The 20,207-nt window shown below is 38.7% G+C and carries 10 protein-coding genes; all 10 read left to right on the top strand.

From position 1 onward, the window contains the following. Window positions 1–54 precede the first annotated feature (54 nt). Complete coding sequence (locus tag ISS83_00945; protein ID MBL7142221.1) at window positions 55–744, top strand: hypothetical protein; 690 nt, start codon at window positions 55–57, stop codon at window positions 742–744. A gap of 105 nt (window positions 745–849) precedes the next feature. Next, a complete protein-coding gene (locus ISS83_00940; protein MBL7142220.1) occupies window positions 850–4,875 on the top strand; it encodes a lamin tail domain-containing protein in 4,026 nt (1,341 codons plus the stop codon). An 81-nt stretch (window positions 4,876–4,956) separates the two neighbouring features. Beyond that, window positions 4,957–5,523 carry a DeoR family transcriptional regulator gene (locus tag ISS83_00935; protein ID MBL7142219.1) on the top strand — a complete coding sequence of 189 codons (567 nt, stop codon included), beginning with the start codon at window positions 4,957–4,959 and terminating at the stop codon, window positions 5,521–5,523. A 70-nt stretch (window positions 5,524–5,593) separates the two neighbouring features. Next, a complete protein-coding gene (locus ISS83_00930; protein MBL7142218.1) occupies window positions 5,594–6,109 on the top strand; it encodes an RNA polymerase sigma factor in 516 nt (171 codons plus the stop codon). A 4-nt stretch (window positions 6,110–6,113) separates the two neighbouring features. Beyond that, entirely contained in the window at window positions 6,114–6,809 is a 696-nt protein-coding gene (locus ISS83_00925; GenBank protein MBL7142217.1) for a hypothetical protein, read from the top strand. Between the two features lie 135 nt (window positions 6,810–6,944). After that, window positions 6,945–8,966, top strand: a complete 2,022-nt coding sequence (locus ISS83_00920) for a hypothetical protein (protein MBL7142216.1) — start codon at window positions 6,945–6,947, stop codon at window positions 8,964–8,966. 132 nt (window positions 8,967–9,098) lie between these two features. Beyond that, entirely contained in the window at window positions 9,099–11,315 is a 2,217-nt protein-coding gene (locus ISS83_00915; GenBank protein ID MBL7142215.1) for an O-antigen ligase family protein, read from the top strand. A 43-nt stretch (window positions 11,316–11,358) separates the two neighbouring features. Continuing rightward, window positions 11,359–13,056 carry a peptidoglycan-binding protein gene (locus ISS83_00910; GenBank protein ID MBL7142214.1) on the top strand — a complete coding sequence of 566 codons (1,698 nt, stop codon included), beginning with the start codon at window positions 11,359–11,361 and terminating at the stop codon, window positions 13,054–13,056. Between the two features lie 100 nt (window positions 13,057–13,156). Then, complete coding sequence (locus ISS83_00905) at window positions 13,157–13,453, top strand: hypothetical protein (GenBank protein MBL7142213.1); 297 nt, start codon at window positions 13,157–13,159, stop codon at window positions 13,451–13,453. Window positions 13,454–14,562: 1,109 nt separating this feature from the next. Beyond that, a partial coding sequence (locus ISS83_00900; protein ID MBL7142212.1) for a hypothetical protein occupies window positions 14,563–20,207 on the top strand: 5,645 nt, incomplete at its 3' end.

The raw sequence follows: 20,207 nt of genomic DNA, 5'->3' as shown, positions 1-20,207 counted from the left end.
TTTCCACAATAGAAAGCTTGTTTTTTTATTTTAGGACGTGTATGATAGGGAAACATGCCAAATTTTAAGAAATTTTTAAATAAAAAAGTTATTTTTGTTTTTGTGTTTGTTTCAATCCTTGCTGTCGGAGGATTATTTTTTTGCTGGCAAGAAGATAAAATAGAAAATTTTCTAGAAAATAGAAAATTAGAGAAAATGATTGCGTTAGCCAAAGATTATACTATATTAGAGGCCTCCGGAGAAAAATTTATTGTAAATCAAAAAGACGGATTTAAAATAAAAATTCCTACAGAGTGGAATGCAAAAATAGGAATGGATATGACTGGAATGGAGTCAGAACGATATGTAATTTTATATTCTAAAGACTTTAATTATCATTCACCACAGGGATGTCTAGTCGAAATACAAATTAGCCGACTAAAAGAAAGACGTGTTAAACATTATGGCGAAGATTTTGTGATGTATCCTTATATAGGAGCAAAAGAAGTAAAAGACATGATAGACTTTTATAAAGAAGCCTCGTCAGAAGAAAAAGAAGATATGCATGAAAGAGGGATTGCAGCAATTTTAATAGCCCAGAGAGAAGCCCTACAGGAAACTACTATATTGAGAGAAGCTATTGGTAAATACATCACTATTAAAATTCCAACCAAGGATAAAGTGTATATTTTTGAAGAAGTATTATTTTCAGATGAATGCGATAAAGAATTTGAAGGTTTTTTAGAAGCAATTTCTATTCAATAGTTCTTTTTATCAGAGCGAACCTCGGCTATAGAGAGGTAACAACATAGTTCTTTGAAAAATAAAAACAAATTCAATAAAGAAAGTTGATATTTCCATAAATTTTTAATGGAAAAATTTCTGAAAAACAGCCGTTTTTTTTATATTCTTACGCTAATTTGTTTAGCGGGGTTTTTAGTTTTACCGAATACTTGTTTAGGGTATGATTTGGATAATATCACCGCCGAAGAAATTGGTAAATATTTAGAATTACCCGAAAAAGATGTTCAAAATTTATTGTTTACATTAAATCAAATATTTACGACAGATTGGATTTATAGGGAAAGTTCTACATCGGCTACTAATCAAGAAACTTTAGTTCCTTTAATTCTTCGAAAAATTGTAAGAATACAGTTATTAAATCATCTTTTAGTGGACGCTCCCATACAAGTTAGTTGGGCGATAATAAAAAACGCAACAAAAATAACCAAACTCTTTTTAACGCAAGATCCATCAGTAATTTTAAATGAACTAGAGAAAGAAAGTGTTGAGAAAGCAGTTGCATATGGGATTAATTTTTTACTTGAAAATGAAATTAGAATAACACCTGGTGCTATAGAATATGAATATATTTCTCAGGGAGAAAATAAACAGAAAATTATTATTCAGTATATTCTAATTTATCAACCATTAGATAATAAGCAAGGAAATTTAGTAATTAGATTTTACTCGCCGCAACCCATTGATCCACCGAAATCTGAAGGAGCTTGGGGTATGATAGGAACCCCTCATTTCGTAGAAGGAAAACTTCCTCCTTTTATAGTTGATATTCGCGGGCCTGTAGAAAATTATCAATGGGTTGGTAGTCCATTAGTGCAAATTGATTTTCCATCGGAAGTGCCTGACTCGGGAATTAAACCCCTAAGTTTTTGTGAAAAGTATTTATTAAAGCCGATAACAAACAAAATCAAGGAAGTGGAAATACTGATAACTAAAACCGTTGAAAAAACTCCAATATTAAGCGGCATTTGGGATACGATAAGATCATTTTTATCTGAAATTATTAATTTTTCTCCAGCCAATATAAGCAAAATCCTGCCAACCGCAGAAGAGCAATCTTTAGATAATAAAGCATCAGGGTATTTAACAGTAATTGAAACCAATAAAGGACTTGTTGAGGCCTCTCCTCAACAATCTAAAAAAGAAGAAGTTAATGAAGAAACTGTTGAGGCCTCTCCTCAACAGACAGAGACGACACCGACATTGGAAGAAATGCAAGAGATGTTAGATGATATTGCAGAAGAAATAGATATCCTTACTCAAAAGTTCGCCGAATTAATGGAAGAAAAACAACAAGAGATTGAGGAGGAAATTGACGAAACTGACGAAGAAAACGATGAAGAAAAAGAAGATTTTGAAGGAGAAGATGTTTGTTTTGTTGATATAAATGCTGCCCCAAAAGAAGAGTTGCAAAAAATAACCGGTATTGGATCGGTGTTAGCTCAAAGAATAATAGAAGCAAGACCGTTTTATTCTCTTGCTGATTTATTAAGGGTTAGTGGTATTGGAGAAAAGACTCTACAAAACATAATAAATCAGGATTGCGCTTATGTTGATTTAACCTATGTCGGTTCCGGGATGACTTCCACTGGCGCCACGCCGCAGTCATCCCCACTGTCTTATCCAAAAATTTTAATTTCTGAAATTCAAATTGAAAGCGCTTCAAGTAGTGATGATGAATTTATCGAACTTTATAACCCTGATAACGAAGAAGTTGACATCTCTCAGTGGTCAATTCAAAAAACTTATTGTAATAGCACCACCGTTTATAAAAAGAACTTTGAATCGAATAATACAATTCCAGCTAAAGGATATTTTTTAATTGTTTACGCCAGTAGTACCGATCAAAATTTATTGAATTTGGCTGATATGACTCATAAGACTTTCAGTTTAGCCAAGAATAACACGATTTATTTGGTAGTAAATCAAGAAAAAATCGAAAATGCTTCTGATACTGACATTATAGATATGGTTGGATTTGGGATGGATATTATTGAATTTAGGAGTTTACCAGCCGAAGGAAATAGTTCAGCTCTTAATCCTTCACCGAGCCAAAGCATCGGTCGAAAATGGTCAACCACTACCCAAACTTACATTGATACTGACAATAATCAAAATGATTTTGAAATTCAAAATCCAACTCCCAAAACTCAAAATCAAAGTCTTGAATCTGAACCGGGCGAGGAAGAGGAGGAAGAGGAGGAAGAATCTACGACTTTAGGAGTAGTTATTAATGAAATTGCCTGGATGGGAACAAATAGTTCGGCAAATGACGAATGGATTGAGCTTTATAATAATACAACTTCAACTATTGATATTACTGGTTGGCGTTTGGTTTCTTCTGACGGTAGCCCAGATATCACTTTTTCTACATCAAGCATTCCAGCCAATGATTATTATTTAATAGAAAGAACGGATGATAATACTATAAGTAACATTTCAGCTGATTTAATTTATGTTGGTGATTTAGGGGATGGTGGTGAAAGATTAGAGTTATGGGATAGTTTTGGCAACCTGATTGATTTAGTTGATTGTTCTTCTGATTGGTTTTCTGGCAACAGTGATACAAAACGAACAATGGAACGTATTAATTCTAACGAATACGGATCCGATTCCGCCAACTGGGGGAATAATAATCTTGTAAAGTATAATGGGCATGATGCAGACAATAATTTTATAAATGGAACTCCGGGCACGGAGAATAGCCTTTCGGCATCTGAGACTTATATTGGCGCAGAGACCTTAAGGTTTGAAGAATTTAATGAAATTACTCTTACTCAATTGGGGAATCCGTATCTCATCGGCACAAATTCTGGTGGAATTTTTTACCTTGTTGTGCCAGAAGAAAAAACTCTTATTATAGAGCCTGGTGTTATTCTTAAATTTAAAGGCAATGATAGGGGTGGCTCAGCGTGGTCTTACTATAATAGTAATCTACTTATTGAAGGGACTCTTATCGCGCAAGGAGAAGAAGATAACCCTATTATATTCACTTCTAACATGGATATTTCTGGATCTTTCGGCTGGTGGGGCCAAATTTATTTTACCCCCTCCAGCCAGAATTCTATTTTTGATTATTGCCAAATTAGACACGGAGGCAAAAAAGAAAGTAATTCTTCTATTATAATAGTTGATTCAACTTCAATTATTTTTAAAAACTCCATTTTGGAGAATTTTAACGTTTCTGGATTGAAGCTAATTGACTCTTACAGTCAGGTAGAGAATATAACAGTTCAAAATGGTCCTTCAGGTTCAGTAATAAATATTTCAGGAGGAGCGCCAATAATTGCAAAATCAATTTTTAAAAATACTTATAGTGGAATAATTATTGGAGGAGGAAGTAAAGCAGAAGTTACTGAAAACTATTTTGAAGCAATTCAATATAGTCAGGGTGCTTTGTTTGTCGGAGATGGCTACCCGATTCTGAAAGATAATACCGGAAAAGACAATTTTTTAAACGGCATTTATCTTTTTAATTCAATTGCCGAAGATTGGACGCTTTATCCGAATACTGATTTTCCTTATATTGCAAACTTTCAAGTGGCTGACGGCGGCAATTTAATTATTGAGCCAGGAGTAGTAATAAAATTTGAAGAGCGAAAGAGCTTGAATATAGAAGGAAAATTGTTTGCTCAAGGGTCCTTAGATAAACAAATCATTTTTACTTCGATAACTGACGATGAATATGGTGGAGATACTAATAACGACGGTAGCGCGACGCAAGCAAGTTCTTTATTTTGGAATAAGGTATATTTTTATCAAAACAATGAAGGATCTCTAATTAAAAATGCGAGGATTAGATACGGGGGAATTCCCAAGCCTTCAGAGTATTATCGAGGAGTAATCCATGTTGTGGAAACAGGAGTTGTATTAGAAGATATTTATTTTGAGAATGATGGTCCCTCGGGCCACACTGTTTATTTGGAAAACTCAAGTTCCAGTGTAAGAAACTGTATTTTTGACAATAGTGAAATATCAAAGGGAACGGCGATTACTATTACTGGTCAGGATCAGAATATTCTTGAGAATAACAGTTTCCAAAATTTCTACTGCTACATTAAAAAAGACGGAGAATGTATTTTGCCGCTGCCTTGATAAGATTGTTGAGGACAGTCCTCAACAAGTCGCTTACTTTTGACCTCTTTTTTAATTTCTGATATATTAAAAGAACGTTCTATGAATAGAGAGTTTTTGATACAACTAACTAACAAGCTTTACCACTTAACTTTGTTTTTTCCTAAAAAAGAGCCATTGCGATATAAGATGAGGGAGTTGGCTGATGATTTTTTGATCAAGCCCAATGAAAAGGATCTTGAGGCTTTGGACAACTTTTTTGAGGTGGCTTTGGTTCAGAACTGGGTAAACCCTTCTGATATATTGGCAATTAAGCGAGAATATGCTAATTTGGTTGGAGAGTTGAAAAAGAAAAAACAAGACAAGAAAAAACCCTCCTTCGCTAAAGCTGCCTCCTTCGCCGAAGTAGCTTCGGCTACGAAGGCCGAGTCGGAGGGCAAGGATAATCCTGTTGTTGTTAAAGCTTATCATTCGCCCAGGCAGGAAAAGATAATTGAGTTTTTGAAAGAAAACGGCAGAGCCCAGGTCTGGCAGGTAAAGCAGATTCTGCCCGATATCAGTAAAAGAACTTTGAGACGAGATTTTGAAAATATGCTGGGCAAAGGAAAGATTGAAAGACTTGGCGAAAGGAACAATACTTTTTACCAGATTAAGACTATTGAATCATAGGTAGGGGTAGGACATACATATATAACTGGTAGGACATTGTCCTACCTTCTGTAAGTATAATCTATCAGATATGGCGAACTATAAAAAAGAATTCGGAAAAATCTACGACCAATATATCAATAAAATATATCGGTTTATATTTGTAAAGGTAAGTTCTGAGGACATTGCTCAGGACTTGTGTTCAGAAACCTTTTTAAAGGGATGGGAGTCGTATAAGAACAACCCCAATATTGAAAATCCTTCTGCTTTTTTATATCGGATAGCCCGCAATTTAGTCATTGATCATTACAGGCAAAAGGCCAGGACACAGTTTGTTTCGCCAGAAATAGTGCCGATTATTGACCCTAGCCAGAGAATAGAGGAAAACGCAGCTATAAATTCCGATATGGACCAAATTAAGATAATTTTGGCAGATTTAAAGGAAGATTACCAGAATATGATTATCTGGCACTATTTGGACCAATTGTCCGTATCGGAAATCGCTAAAATGACAAAAAAGACAGAAGACGCTACTAGAGTCATGCTTTGTAGGGCCTTAAAAAGCCTGAGAGAGAGGTGTAATAAAAGCGACCATTTTACGTCATAATATTATGACAGAGAAAGAACTCATTGGCAAAATACAGGAATTGCGCCAAATTAAACCCAGAAAAGACTGGGTTCTTTCTGTTAAAACTCAGATTTTAGGCCCTTCGCCCGGGCTCAGGGCAAGCGAAACGCCGGGATTTACCTTTTTCCCTTATTTTAAGCCAGCCCTAGCGGGTCTGGTTTCTGTTTTTGTTTTGTTTGGATTGTTCGGTTTTTCACAGAATTCCGTGCCTGGCAGCTTTTTGTACTCAATTAAAAAGATTACTGAAAAAAGCCAGTCATTTTTTGTATCGGATGAAGGAAAAACAGACTTCAGCTTTAATTTGGCTGATAAAAGACTGGAAGAATTAACCAGAATTGCTGAAAACAATCAGGTCAAAAACCTGCCCCAGGCCATAACTGAGGTTCAGGCCAGTATTTCTGAAGCAGTTAAGAATTTATCCAGTTCAGACCAAAAGACCCTTGAAAGTTTGGCAGAATTAGGCAAGAATAAACAGATTGCCGAGCAGATTCTGGCTGTCCAGATTGATTCTGAAGAGCTAGACAATGCTTATATAAACCTGACTGAAAGCTTAATTCAAGATTTGGAAACTAGAACTTTAACCGAAGAAAAACAGGAGATATTAAGCCAGATGAAAGAGCTTTTTGAGCTAGGCGATTATCAGCAAGCTTTGGAGTTTTATCTGGTAAACCAACAGTAAATTAACAAAGTTGAAGTTAGTTTTTTATTGTGTTAAAATTAGAAAATTCGCGAATCTCGTGACTAATACGTAAGGTCGCGGAGATAAATGGTCGACGCGATTGAAATAAATTATCATTAAATTCAAATTCTAAAAATGAATAATTTAACAAAGAAAATTGTCGCGATTGTAACCACAGTTACTTGTGCTGCTTGGATGATCAGTCCTGGAGTTGCTTCAGCTACAACTGAAGCAGAGCTTTTGGCTAGCATTCAGACACTGCAAGATCAGTTGAACACGTTAATGGCTCAATATTCAACATTAACAGGAGCAACAGCAGCTGCAGCCGGAACTCCGGCAGCTTGTGCTGGTGTAACCTTTACTGTTAATTTGACCATTGGTTCTACTGGTGCTGACGTTCAATGCCTTCAGGCATTATTGAACACTGATGTAGCAACTCAAGTTGCTGCCACTGGAGTAGGCTCTCCTGGGGCAGAAACAACTTACTTTGGTGCTTTAACCAAAGCAGGTGTTGTTAAGTTCCAAGACAAGTATGCAGCTGATATTTTGACTCCGTTGGGATTGACTGCAGGAACAGGTTTTGTTGGCGCTTCAACAAGAGCTAAATTAAACGCAATGTTGACAGCAGGTACAACAACTCCGACAACTCCGACAGACCCAACAACTCCGACAACTACGCTTCCAGATGGCTGTACATCAACCGCAGGCTTCAGCCCAACAACGGGCGTATCTTGCGCCACTGTAGTACCGACAACTCCAACCGGAGGTGTAGAGGGTAGTATTTCAGCAACAGCAGCTGCCAGCCCGATTACTGGACAGACTGTTTACACTGGAACAGCTGATGTATCAGTAGCAAGTCTTAACGTAAAAGCCATAAGTTCTGACGTAACGGTCAATCGTATTGACGTCAATTTCGTTGACAGACCATGGCTTTATGTTTCAAAGATAACTGTTACTGACGGCACAACTGTCTTAGCCACTTTTGACGTAACCCAGGCTAACACCATTGAGGTGGTTCCTGGTGTAGTTTATGTGGTTCGTATTGACGGCTTGAACTTGACTATTCCAAAAGACGCAATCGTAGCTCTTGTTATAAAGATTGATGTTAAGTTGCCTGCGGGCACAGCTGGTCCAGTAACCGTCAATTACAGCATTAATGCTAACGCATTACGTGGTATTGATGGAGCTGGTTTGTCTCAGTACGCTCCGCTAGCTAATTTAACAGCCAGAACCTTTATCGTATCGAGTGGCATTGCTGCTCAGTTTGAGGTTTCAGCCAGTGCTGACAACCCGCTAGCCAAGGCAGCCATAATTAGCGACACAGAAACAACAGAGGACATTGAATTGTTAAGAGCTAACGTCAAGGCAAAATACAACGATGCCATTATAAGGCAGGTAGTTGTTGCCTTGGTAGACGCTAACACAGCATTTGGAGCACTAAAGCTTTATGACGGTACCACTCTGTTGGCCGCTACAGCTACTGCAGGTACAGCCGCTGCTACATTCACAAACCTTACCTTAAGAGTTAACAAGGATATTACTAAGACATTGGTTGTGAAAGGTGACGCCGTAGCCACTGACACAGCAGGCAATGCAGCTTCAGTCACTTTGGATTTCGATAACGGAATCACTGCTGAAGACACTTTGACATTCGCAGCTGTAGTCGAGACCGGTTCAGATATTGTAGGTGGTGCGACTTACTTATACACCGTAGCTCCAAGTTTGGCTCTGGTAAGCACTTCCATCACACCAATTACAGCTCCTACAGGAAGCGTTTCACCTCAGCAAGCAGAAGCTAAGATTAAGATCAATGTGACTGCTCAGGGTGCAGATATCTACGTACCCAAGTACGCTGCAGCAGCAGCTTCCAGCGGTATCATAGCTAGTTCTACTGGAAACACAGCAGCTCCTACCTTTACTTTCACCAGCAACGCAACTGAGAAAACAGATTCTTGGTTAGTTACAGCCGGTGAAACAAAATGGTTTGAGATGACAGCTATGTTACAGACTGATGGTGCAGCTGCTTTTGCTCGCGCATACCTCGTAAACCTTAAATGGGGTACAACCGAAGCAACTGCTGCAACTCCTGCTAACACCTGGACATGGGGTCTTGACACATTCAGGACAACCGACGCGTACTTACAGCTTAGAGGATAATCGCAGTTTAAACTTTCTTGTAAAGTTTTCGTTTCTTGTTGCGGGCGTTCCTTGTGTGCTCTGTTAACAAGACAAAAAGCCTCCGCTTCGGCGGAGCTTTTTGTTTTTCCTTTATTCTGCTACAATATTTAAATGAAATCAGTGACAAAGTTTTTGCTCTTATCCGTTATCGCTATCACTCCTTTTTTAAAAGCAAGCTCTCTTTACTTTCCTTATGTTTCAGGCAAGATTTACGTTTTCCGTCTTTTGGTAATGCTTGCTTTTTTCTTTTGGGTTTGGCTGATATTAAAAGAAAGAGAATGCCCCTCGACTTCGCTCGGGGCAAGCCGCCCAAATTTTAAGAATATTTTGGTAATTGCTTTAGTTTTGTTTTTTATCGCCCAGATTTTTGTTTCTTTTTTCGGTGTTGACCCTGCATATTCTTTCTTCTCCAGTATTGAAAGGGGAGAAGGCGTTTTACAATACGGCTTCTGGCTTTTGTACTTTTTAATGCTGGTTTCTCTTTTTAAGAAAGAGCAGGATTGGAAAATGTTTTTTTCAGTTTTTGTTGCTGTTGCTTTTTTACTTTCCTGCTATTCTTGGTTGAATCACAGTATTCAAGGTCAGTTGCAGGGAGTTTTCGGCAATCCGGCTTATTTTGCCGCTTTTTTGATTTTTGCTATTGGTTTTTCTTTAATAGTGGCTGAAAGGAAGTTTTTTGAAAGCCGTTTTATCAATAATTTGTTTATTGCAGCAGCCGGCTTTTTTGTCCTTACTTTAATTTTCACCCAGATTAGGGGAGCTTATGCCGGGCTGGCAGCTGGCATCTTTCTTTTTTGCCTGCTGTCCGTTTTATTTTTAAGAGGCGAAAACAAAAAAGTAGCTGTTTTATGCGCTATTTCTCTGTTAATCGGCTTAAGTTCAATAGCTTTGCTTTTTTCCGCCAAAGAGAGTGATTTTGTCAAAAGCAAGCCTCTTTTGTCGCGCGTAACAGCAGTCACAGATATCTGGGAAACAGGTTCTACCAGAGAGCGTCTTTTAACCTGGGAAATTGCTTTGAAAGCATTTCAGGAAAAGCCTGTTTTCGGCTACGGCCCTGAGAACTTTGGAGCTGCTTCCAACAAGTATTATGACTACAGAATAGGCAGGGGAGAAACCTGGTTTGACAGGGCGCACAACAATGTTTTTGAAGTTTTGGCAACGGGCGGCATAGTGCTTTTTTCTTTTTATCTTTTCTGGTTGATTGTCACAGCTTATCTAATTTTCAAGATATATAGAGAAAAAAAGATTCTTTCTTTTCTTTTGGCCTCTTTGTTTTTAGCTTACTTTGTGCAGGGGCTTTTCCTTTTTGACGTTTTTGCCGCATATCTCGGCCTTTTCCCGTTTTTAGCGTTTTTGGTATTTAAATGCAGCTTTTCAAAAGAAGATTTGCCAGAGAGAAATAGTGGAAAAAGAAATGTTCCTTTGTTTGTTTTAGTTCTTGCCGGCATCTTTGCATTTTTTGCCATTTTTACCACTTGTTTTTTACCCTACAAAGCCAATGCTGCGCTTTTGAAGTTTTATAATCTGACGGAAAATGGTTTGTACAAGGAAGCCAAGCCATTTTTGGAAAAATCTTTTGAAGTACAGTCACCCTACACTTTCTGGGAAGTGCGGAAAAGAGGAGGCTGGCAGTTTTTAAAGGTTTTGGATTACGAGGTGGACAAAACGACAAGCCCGGCAGACCTTCAGACGGTGAAAGACATTTATGATCTCACTGTGCCAGAGCTTGAAAGGTTTGCTGAGAATCGGCCTTCTGAACAGCAGATATATTATCTTTTAGGCAGGCTTTATCGTCTGGGTTCTGAGAAACTGGATAGAGATGATTCGGAAAAAGCAGTAGCTATTCTTGAAAAAGGATTCGCACATTCTGACTTAAGAGTTGAATATTTCAGCGAATTGGCCCAGGTTCTGATTTCGCAGGGAAAGTTTGAGCAGGGAGAGAAATTAATTAAAGATTATGTTGATAGGACACATTTCCAGGATTATTTCCCTTATTTAACCCTAGGACATTTTTACTTTGTTGCAGATAAATATGAGTTAGCAATGGAACAGTATGAAAAAGCAAGAGAGGTAGGTTATGATTTTTGCGAAATTGAAGCAGAATACAGCCGCTATATGGTTGTGGCAGAAGAATTGAAAGAGTATCAGAAAATAGTTGATATGGCAAAGAGATATTTAGAGGAAAGGGGGCCGGATGCAGACACTTATTTTAATGTTGCTGTTGGTTATTTCAGCCTTGAAGAAAAAGAAAAAGCAAAAGAATTCTTTTTGAAAGCTTTAGAATTGGATTCTGAATACGAATCATACCGGGCAATTTTCATTCATTAGTGTTTTCAAAATTCTGTAATTTGATAATATATATATTGTGATAATGAAAAGGATTTGCAAGACAAAGTTTTTATTTTTCTTTCTTTCGTTCTTAATTTTAGGAAATGTTTTTGTTATTGGAGTAAACGCCCAAACAGAAGCACAATCTTTTTACATTGAAAGCTCGTATGATTTATATGCCAGAAGAAGCGTTGAGGCGATTTTAATCCGCACTTCCGACAATCTTTATTTTTACATTGAAGAGCCCTGGTGGGAAAGCCGTTCTTCGGCGGATCAGAATGACATTAGAGTTTCTTTATACAATTTGGGAGAAGAATTTAAAAATAAAATCTATCCTACTTTAACTTCTGCTTTTAGTTCTGAATGGAATCCTGGAATCGACAATGACAGCAGAATCACTGTTTTGATTCATGAAATGGAAAGGGGAGCCGGAGGATATTTCCGCAACCATGACGAATACTACAAGCCTCAGATATACAGCTCAAACGAAAGAGAGATGGTTTATCTTAATACTCAATATATCACTACTTCCTTTGTTAAAAGTTTTTTAGCACATGAATTCGTTCATTTAATTACCTTTAACCAGAAAGACAGATTGAGGAACGTTACGGACGATGTCTGGCTCAACGAAGCCAGGGCTGAATACGCTCCCACTCTTTTGGGGTACGATGACATTTACGAAGGATCCAATCTTCAAAAAAGAGTGAAATCTTTTCTAGACAACCCCTCTGTTTCCTTGACTGAATGGAAAGGAGAAATTGAGAGCTACGGCGTTTTGAACGTTTTTGTTCAGTATTTAATTGACCATTACGGAATAAAAATATTGCAGGACTCCATTTTTTCTTCGAAAATTGGCATTGAGTCCGTAAATTACGCTTTGCAGAAAAACGGCTTTCAAACTGATTTTTCGCAGATTTTCAGCGACTGGTCAGTAGCTGTTTTGGTTAATGATTGCTCTTTGGGAAGCAGCTACTGCTATAAAAACAGCAATCTGAAGAATCTTAGGATTACTCCAGAAACCAATTTCATTCCAACATCTGCAGAAAGCACTTTAATCACTTACAACCAGATTAAGGACTGGTCAGCCAAGTGGCAGAAGATATTCGGAGGAAAGGGAAGCCTCGCTTTAAAGTTTAACGCCGGCGAAGGAGTCAACTTTAAGGCTCCTTATGTTGTCTGCGATTTTGACAATAAATGCTTTGTTGAATCTTTGGAATTGGATAAGGATGGAAAAGAGGAGATATTCATTTCCGATTTCAGCTCAAAATACTTTTCTTTGACCATAGTGCCTTCTGTCCAGGAGAAAGAAACTGATTTTACGATTAGCGGACCTTCTTATCCTTTTTCTCTGGAAATAAAGACAAAAGAAGCGGCAGCTGATAATGATGTTTTGATCCAAAGCCTTCTTGACCAGATATCTTACTTGCAAGCTGAGATTGCCAGAGTGCAAGCAGCCATTAACGCTTTTTTAGCTTCGCAAGGTAAAGAACAAACGAACTTTTCTTCATGCCAGAGTTTTGGAAACAACCTTTACTTCGGGATGAGAAGCAATCAGGAAGTTTCTTGTTTGCAGGAGTTTTTAAAATCGCAGGGAAGCAGTATTTATCCTGAAGGGTTAGTTACTGGCAATTTCTTTTCTTTAACTTTTTCTGCTGTTCAAAAATACCAGGCAAAGAAAGGAATAATCCAGACAGGCTATTTTGGCCCTTTGACCAGGATAGCGGTAAACAGCGAATTGTGAATTCCAAACTTAGCTTGACAATAATTTTTGTGCTACAATAAATGAATGAGTTTTCCACAGGGTAAGTTATATTCACCTGTGGTATAATTTGTTATAATCTATGAAGCAAGATTTTTCTGAATTAATTCAATATTTGGACGGTAAATTTATTGGCATAGATAAGAAATTTGTTATTATAGACGGGAGACTTGTTAATATAGAGGAGAAATTACAAGAGTTGAATGAAAATAAAGCCGATAAATCAGATGTTAATAATTTGCTGAGCGCCATTGACGCTTATGCTAAGAAAGTGGACGCTTTTGCTCAAGAAATGGTAATGCTAGCTCATAAGGTTGACCGGCACGAACAATGGCTTCACCAGATTGCCGATAAACTGGGAATAAAATTAGAATACTAATTGTTCTTGTGCTATAATAAACAAATAAATACCCAAGAAAATTACTTTAGAAAATTTAGTTCCAAAGGCCAAATATTATGATAAACAGTTAAAAGAAAAATTGGTTGAACTAAATAGAAGATTGAAAAGACTTGAAATTAAATTAGGAATCAAATAAAATAATAAAAAGTAATAAATTATAAATTGTCGAATACATATATATAATAAATTAATTAACTTTTAAAGCCGCAGAATTATTTTTGCTTGCAGGTCGATTTCAAGTAAAAATCAATCTTCGCGGTAAAAACAAAAAAAACATGAATAACACAATTAATCAAACAAAAAACAAAAAAACTATGATAAGCAAAAAAATATTTTCTTTAGGTTTAGGGCTGACGATTTTAGCGTTAGCTTTTTTTGTCGGCGTTATTAACGCACAGGCAGCAGACTCTACTCTTCAAGGTAACCTGCCAAATACCTTTAGCGATGGGGTTAATATCTATTCCTATAATGCTACCCAGGATAGCGGTTGCGATGGCATAGCAGATGGCGGTGAAGTTTTTTATGGCAGCGCATTATGGGGTACTATTAGCGGAAACTTAGATACAACCTATATTAGCACTGACACAGATTATTCTATTACAGTCACAGAGGCTTCTACTACCGGAGCTGTCCTTTATGTCTATTTCTGCGACAATTCCAATAATGTAATTGATATTTATAATGTTGCGGATTTTGCTATCAGCCAGACCAGAAATATTTCTTTGGGTAAGATTTCCAATGGCGATAGTTCTGCGCACGCTGATTTAGATAACTATTACATAGCAATTTGTACTGAGGCTGGGGGAACTCAATACAACAATACTGCTAAACAAATGAATGCAGCAACTAATCAATATGCTCAATACTATGCCTTTGAACAGGCTAATGATAGTGTAGGAAATGCACCTCCAAGCACCATTACCGCAGTGTTTGACAGCACTGGTGATAATTGTACTTATACCGATGCCGTTACCACCAAGAAAACAGGGTATGTGATTGACGTTACTTCTGCTAGCGATAATTACGGAATCGTGATTGCTTATAACCCCGATACGAAGGTTACCGGCGATGCGATTGCCGCAGCAGATTTGGCTGCTGCCGAGTTTACGATTTATGATGATGCAGGTACGGCTGAAACTTTAACTGATGACACTTCGGCTGGAATGGGATTTGAAATAAAGAACGGAAATCCTGACGGCGATGCCCTAGACGACGATTTCATTATTTATTACGATGGCGCCAAAGTAACTAATGATATTCATGTCCAGATTGAAACAGCTGCCAATGGAACCACTCATTGGCTTAGTATTGACGAAGCGCTTTTCACCGGGGCTGGTGCTTATGATGTTTTAGTTGATTTAAATGATGCTCTAGGCGGTGTGCCAAGTGATATTGATGACATCCAGACAAGTTGTAATGTTGCTGGTTTAGGCGCGCCTAACGATGATGCAATATTCAAAACAGTTGCTCTGCATGATACCTATATGTACGATATTTATATGCCTGCTTGTTCGGCTACTGAAATAGTTATATTTAAAAAGAGTGGTAATGAGGTCTATCGAGAAACAGCTGTTAATTTGACAGCTACAGCAGCTATAGATGTGGGTAAAGTTACTGGTACAGCTCATAGCGATCTGCGAAACGGAACTACTGATGCTGTTGAAGTTTATAGTGACACTGTTTGTACTACTAAAGAAAGTTCTGCCACAGTGCGACCAGGCGCGGGCGATGGCACTTATGAGATTTATTTTGAAGAGGTTGGTGCTAACTATTATTTAAAACTCATTGATGACAATACCTATAACACCTGTGGTAACCACTTTACCCTGACCAATCAGGCCAAAGCTAACCACGACCCGGCAACCAAGGTTTCTGGTCAGCGGGTAACTGGCGTTGCTGCGGTGGTCATTGATCCTGACAAAGGGTCTGACTATGATCCGGTAAATGATGCTGGTGATGCCTATACCACTGACTTTAGTTCTAACAATTATGTTCTTTATACTGTTTCCACTAATACATCAGATTATGTGATTTTTGATGGTACAGACCAGACATGCGGAGATATTTTGTTAATCCGTACAAAAGATTTGAGCACAAGCCAGATAATTAATGTGGCAAAGGTTACCGGAACGACAGGCAATGTTAGTGCTGATTTAAAAATAGGAGGAACGCCTGGCACTTCCACTTTGGTAGTTTATGACGCAGCTGACGGCACAACAGATCTTTCTTCAGAAACAGTAAATATGCAAGGAGCTCCTTATAACCAATATTTTGAAGTACCGGCTGGTTTAGCTGCAAACATAGAGGTTCAATTAGAAGAGGATAATAGTAAAATATTCTATGTCTACAACAAAACCGTAGCAGCTGCAACCCCTTATACTTTTGAGCCGAACACGAAAGTCGTCCTGACTATTCCAGACAATAATCGAGGAGCAGAAATGATAGGCGACTCATTTACTTATCGTGATAAAACCTTAGTAGGCGCTAGCGCCAGAACCATATATGTTGATTTGGCAGAAAAGACAGCTTCTGATAGCTATGCCTACAATATTTATACTGACGACACTTTTGCAACCAAGATTTTGGAACGATTAGCTTTGGCTGCAGCTGACAGAACCTTCAGAAAGATATCAGGTAATATTCCTGATGAGGTTGCTTCTATAACTGCGACTCCAGTTACTTCTACCAGCTTTATCTCCGGTGCAGCAGGAAGCAGTGTCTATTATACTTATGTGGTTAATGGCGAAACCCCAGTATTGACTTTCATAGATGTTTCTCCTGCAACAATCTTTACCTATACTTATCCTATCGCAGTTGACGCTGATCAGATTCTTGATATCGGAAAATTCTATGGTAATGTTCACACTGATTTGAATGCCAAAACACTCCATCTTTACGAAGCTAATGATTGTACTACTGATACCAACATCAAATCAGTTGACATAACTCCGGGTAGCGACGTTTATGTTGGGTATGCTGTTACCAAATACGACGACGCTGCTGGCACAGCTGTTAATGATTTTTATATGAAGATTACTGATGGCTCTTACATATCTTGTGAGGCGACTACCGGCGCTATTGGAGCTGACAGAACAGAAAATGTTAATTATGATACTTTAGTGACGGGTACCGTGCCAACTGGAATATCAACAGCAGGCGGTGTATTTTTAGATGTTAACGATAACGATGCTTACACTGCTGGCACTGATCCGTTCACACTCGCCTTTGCTGCTAATGTTTATAAGTTATATGTTCCGAGCCAAGGCGGTGCTCACGATGTAACTTTTTCATCAACCGCTAATTTGCTCACACTTGAATTGGCAAGTTCAAAAACAGTTACTAATGCAGCTGACACCACTTTGGATGTAGCTGCAATTGATTGGGCAGTGGGGAATATTTATGCAGACCTGGTTAATGTTGGCGGAGGAACCGTTTGCGGCGTAGGAGCAGGAGATGCGTGTAGATTGCAGGTATGGGAGGATGGTGCCGCTGTTCTGTCTTCAGAAGTAAGAGATTATTCCGCAACTGATATTCAATTCTATGAGGTGCCTGCAGGAGTGATAGACCTTAGGGTTTATAACGCAGCTGAAACAGCGGTTCTCTTTTATGTAAATGATTTTACCCAGACAGCTGGAACTACAGGAACCTACGAGCCGAAGAATAAAGTGGCTGCCACTGTTCACGCTGATATCTTGGGATTTGAGATTTCCAAGACCTCAAACTATACCTACAGAGACGACACTGTTGCTGCTTTTGATATATATGTAGACAACACTGAATCAGGAGCTGACTTTACATATAAGGCGTATGATGCCAGCTTTGCTAATGCCTTGTTAACCAGAGGCACAAAAAATACTGGTACTGCTACTGCTTTCTGGGTTGATAAGATCAGCGGTACTACGCATGCAGATTTAACAGGTGATCCCGAAGACGAGATTGAGATTTATAAAACTGCTACAGTAGATGCTTATGATTGTTCAACAACAAAGGCTAGTAGTGACACAACCCTTGATGGACCTCAGGCCGGCACCTATATTGTCTATTTTGAGGATGTTAGCGTAGCACCTAATTACATCACCCTAAGGATTAACTCCAGGGTGGATGGTACTGATTATGTTTCCTGTGTCAATACTGAAATAAACAATAATGGAGCAGGTGGAAGCAATATCACCTATAATATTGATGATAGGCTACAAGGTAATTTAGCTACTGACATTACTACAATTGAGTTTGATGACGATGGTTCTACTGACTGGAATATGTCAGCTACTATTGCCGGCAATGCATATAAGATTTATATGACTGGTACTGGTGATACTGATGTCCAGACAGAGGTTGGGGCCACCCAGGTTCTTTATACCCAAACCCTTACCTTTACAGCTGATGATACCTATCATGTAGCCAAGCTCTCTGGCAATATCCACGACGATGCTTATACTGTAAACACCAGCAATAAGATAAATGTTTATGCAGATTGGAACAATGGAAATCCAGCTAGTGTTCTAAATTCAAAAAGCGAGATGGCCGAAGGAACGCCTGATACTTATTGGGTCTATTTCAATGCCTCAGCTGGTCCAGCTACTGTTGATGTTGTCTTTACTGATTTAGGAACTGTGGCTAATAAGAATTCTTGGAGATTAGACAAGACTGGGGCTATAGCTAACTGGACAGGAGAAGATGTTACTCTGGATGTAACCAATAAACTGTCAGGTAAACTAACAACAGGAGTTGCCTCTATTAGGGAGGTTCTCAATGCTGCCACCCCTTATGCTGCAGCAACAGTGGCTGCGATTGGTGCTAACTCTGCTGCTGATAATGTGGACTATGAGATATATTATGATGATATTGCTGGTGTAGGTGGTCAGTCTTGGAGCATTGATGCCTACAATGACACACCTACCAAACTACTTACCAGGACCCAAGGCAGCGCTGCTGATAGTTTAGTAATTGCTATTCCATCAGCCAGCACATTTGATGTTAATAGAGTATCAGGTGATACCCATGCTGATATTAATGATAGTGGTAGCAATTTAGTTGTCGTATGCGAAGGCATTACCCTGCCCAGTTTTTCAGCATTTGATACTTGTACCTCAGTTAGCAGTGAAACAGTTGAGCCTTTAGCAGTTTCTAATCCAGATTATACTATTTACTTTGAGAAGACTGCTGGCACAGATTATATGCTTCAGATAAAGGATGTTGATACAGGGTTTAATTATTATTCTTATTCTGTTTTTTCAGCAGCTGTTGCTGGAGATTCAGATACTCTAACTCTTGATGGTAAATTAACAGGCTCAATGGGTGAAGATTATGATTCAGGCACGACCAAGATAGAGAATGTTAAGGTTGAGATTTATGACAATGCTGATGCTGCCTGGATGTCAACAACAAAGTCATATGATACTGATGGTGCAGCAGGTGTTCAAAATGGTTATTACAGGGCATATGTAAATTTAGCAGCGACAAGGGATTTCCAATACACAAAGGATGGCTATATAACTAAGAACTGGTTAAGCGATGCAGGAACAATGAATGATCAGTTATTCGCTCCTCTACTTACATTAGATGTGAATTTGGTTTCCGGCATTAAAGTTACAGTCCAAGACGGCGGAACTAGTCCTATAACCGATGCTCAAGTTGATATTTATACTTGTGCTACTGCTAATCCCAGCACTTGTACTTGGGTTATCGGCACCTGCACCAATCCTTCTGGCAATTGTGCCAGAACTGGTGCGAATGTTGCTGGTAACGGTTTAAGCGGCGAATACTATTTTGCAGGAATTGCAGCTACCACTTATATTCAATTTAGAGTTTCTGATCCGTCAGACCCGGTAGTATTTGCTACAATTTATTCGCCTGACTCGTCTGGATCAGTCAATTCTTTCGTAACAAGCGCTGCTACTCAATTAAGCGCAACAGTCGTTCCATATAATGAAAAACCAAATGCTCCGACTCTGGTTTCTCCTGCAAATGGTTTTGTGACTACTAGCACCACTCCAGACTTGACTTGGGTGAACTTGGGAAGTGATGAAACAGATTATGAAGTACAGGTTTCTGCTACAAACACTTTTTCAGCCTTGCATGGAGGAGGTGGGAACACGGCGACAGGTACCGCAACCACCTTTACAGTTGATTCTGTTTTGACTACTGCCACTCAATACTACTGGAGAGTAAGAGGTATTGATTTGACTGGGAACGGAGACTGGAGTACAGAAAGAACTTTCTGGGTTAACACTGCCTGGGATGCAAGCGCAGCTCCTACTCTTGCCAACACTGCAGGAGAGGACCAGGTAACAATTACTTGGACAGCAATCACTGGAGCTACTTCTTACGCGATTTACAGAACTGCCACTGATACAGTAGCTGCTATTGACGCAAACAGAATTAATACGGTTGGCGAGATCAATTATTCAGATACTGTGACTGATGGCACTTATTACTATGCCTATACTGCAATTGACGGAGCTGGCAATGAAAGCACGGTTTCTACGATTAGCGCAGCTGTAACAGTGGACACAACAGCTCCTGTTGAACAGTCAATCTTTATTAACAACGACGCTCAATACACCAACAGCGTAGCATTAACCTTGAAGATTTACTCTCAAGGATCTGATGGCTACTCATTATCCTGTGAACCTGATGTAGGTTGGTCAACCAGTACTGCTTACACAGCAGGAACATACACCACAGTTGCATGGAATCTCACCACAGAGGATGGAGCTTTGGGTTGTACAGA

It is taken from the genome of Candidatus Paceibacterota bacterium (assembly GCA_016782605.1).
Taxonomy (GTDB): Bacteria; Patescibacteriota; Minisyncoccia; order Minisyncoccales; family RBG-13-42-11; genus BS750m-G71.
Note: the sequence above shows the minus strand (reverse complement) of the source record. Positions and strands in the feature narration are given on the sequence as shown.

Coding starts and splice junctions, on each gene's coding strand:
- ISS83_00905 (MBL7142213.1), top strand. CDS start 13,157: ATGAAGCAAGATTTTTCTGAATTAATTCAATATTTGGACGGTAAATTT.
- ISS83_00945 (MBL7142221.1), top strand. CDS start 55: ATGCCAAATTTTAAGAAATTTTTAAATAAAAAAGTTATTTTTGTTTTT.
- ISS83_00910 (MBL7142214.1), top strand. CDS start 11,359: ATGAAAAGGATTTGCAAGACAAAGTTTTTATTTTTCTTTCTTTCGTTC.
- ISS83_00915 (MBL7142215.1), top strand. CDS start 9,099: ATGAAATCAGTGACAAAGTTTTTGCTCTTATCCGTTATCGCTATCACT.
- ISS83_00940 (MBL7142220.1), top strand. CDS start 850: ATGGAAAAATTTCTGAAAAACAGCCGTTTTTTTTATATTCTTACGCTA.
- ISS83_00930 (MBL7142218.1), top strand. CDS start 5,594: ATGGCGAACTATAAAAAAGAATTCGGAAAAATCTACGACCAATATATC.
- ISS83_00925 (MBL7142217.1), top strand. CDS start 6,114: ATGACAGAGAAAGAACTCATTGGCAAAATACAGGAATTGCGCCAAATT.
- ISS83_00935 (MBL7142219.1), top strand. CDS start 4,957: ATGAATAGAGAGTTTTTGATACAACTAACTAACAAGCTTTACCACTTA.
- ISS83_00920 (MBL7142216.1), top strand. CDS start 6,945: ATGAATAATTTAACAAAGAAAATTGTCGCGATTGTAACCACAGTTACT.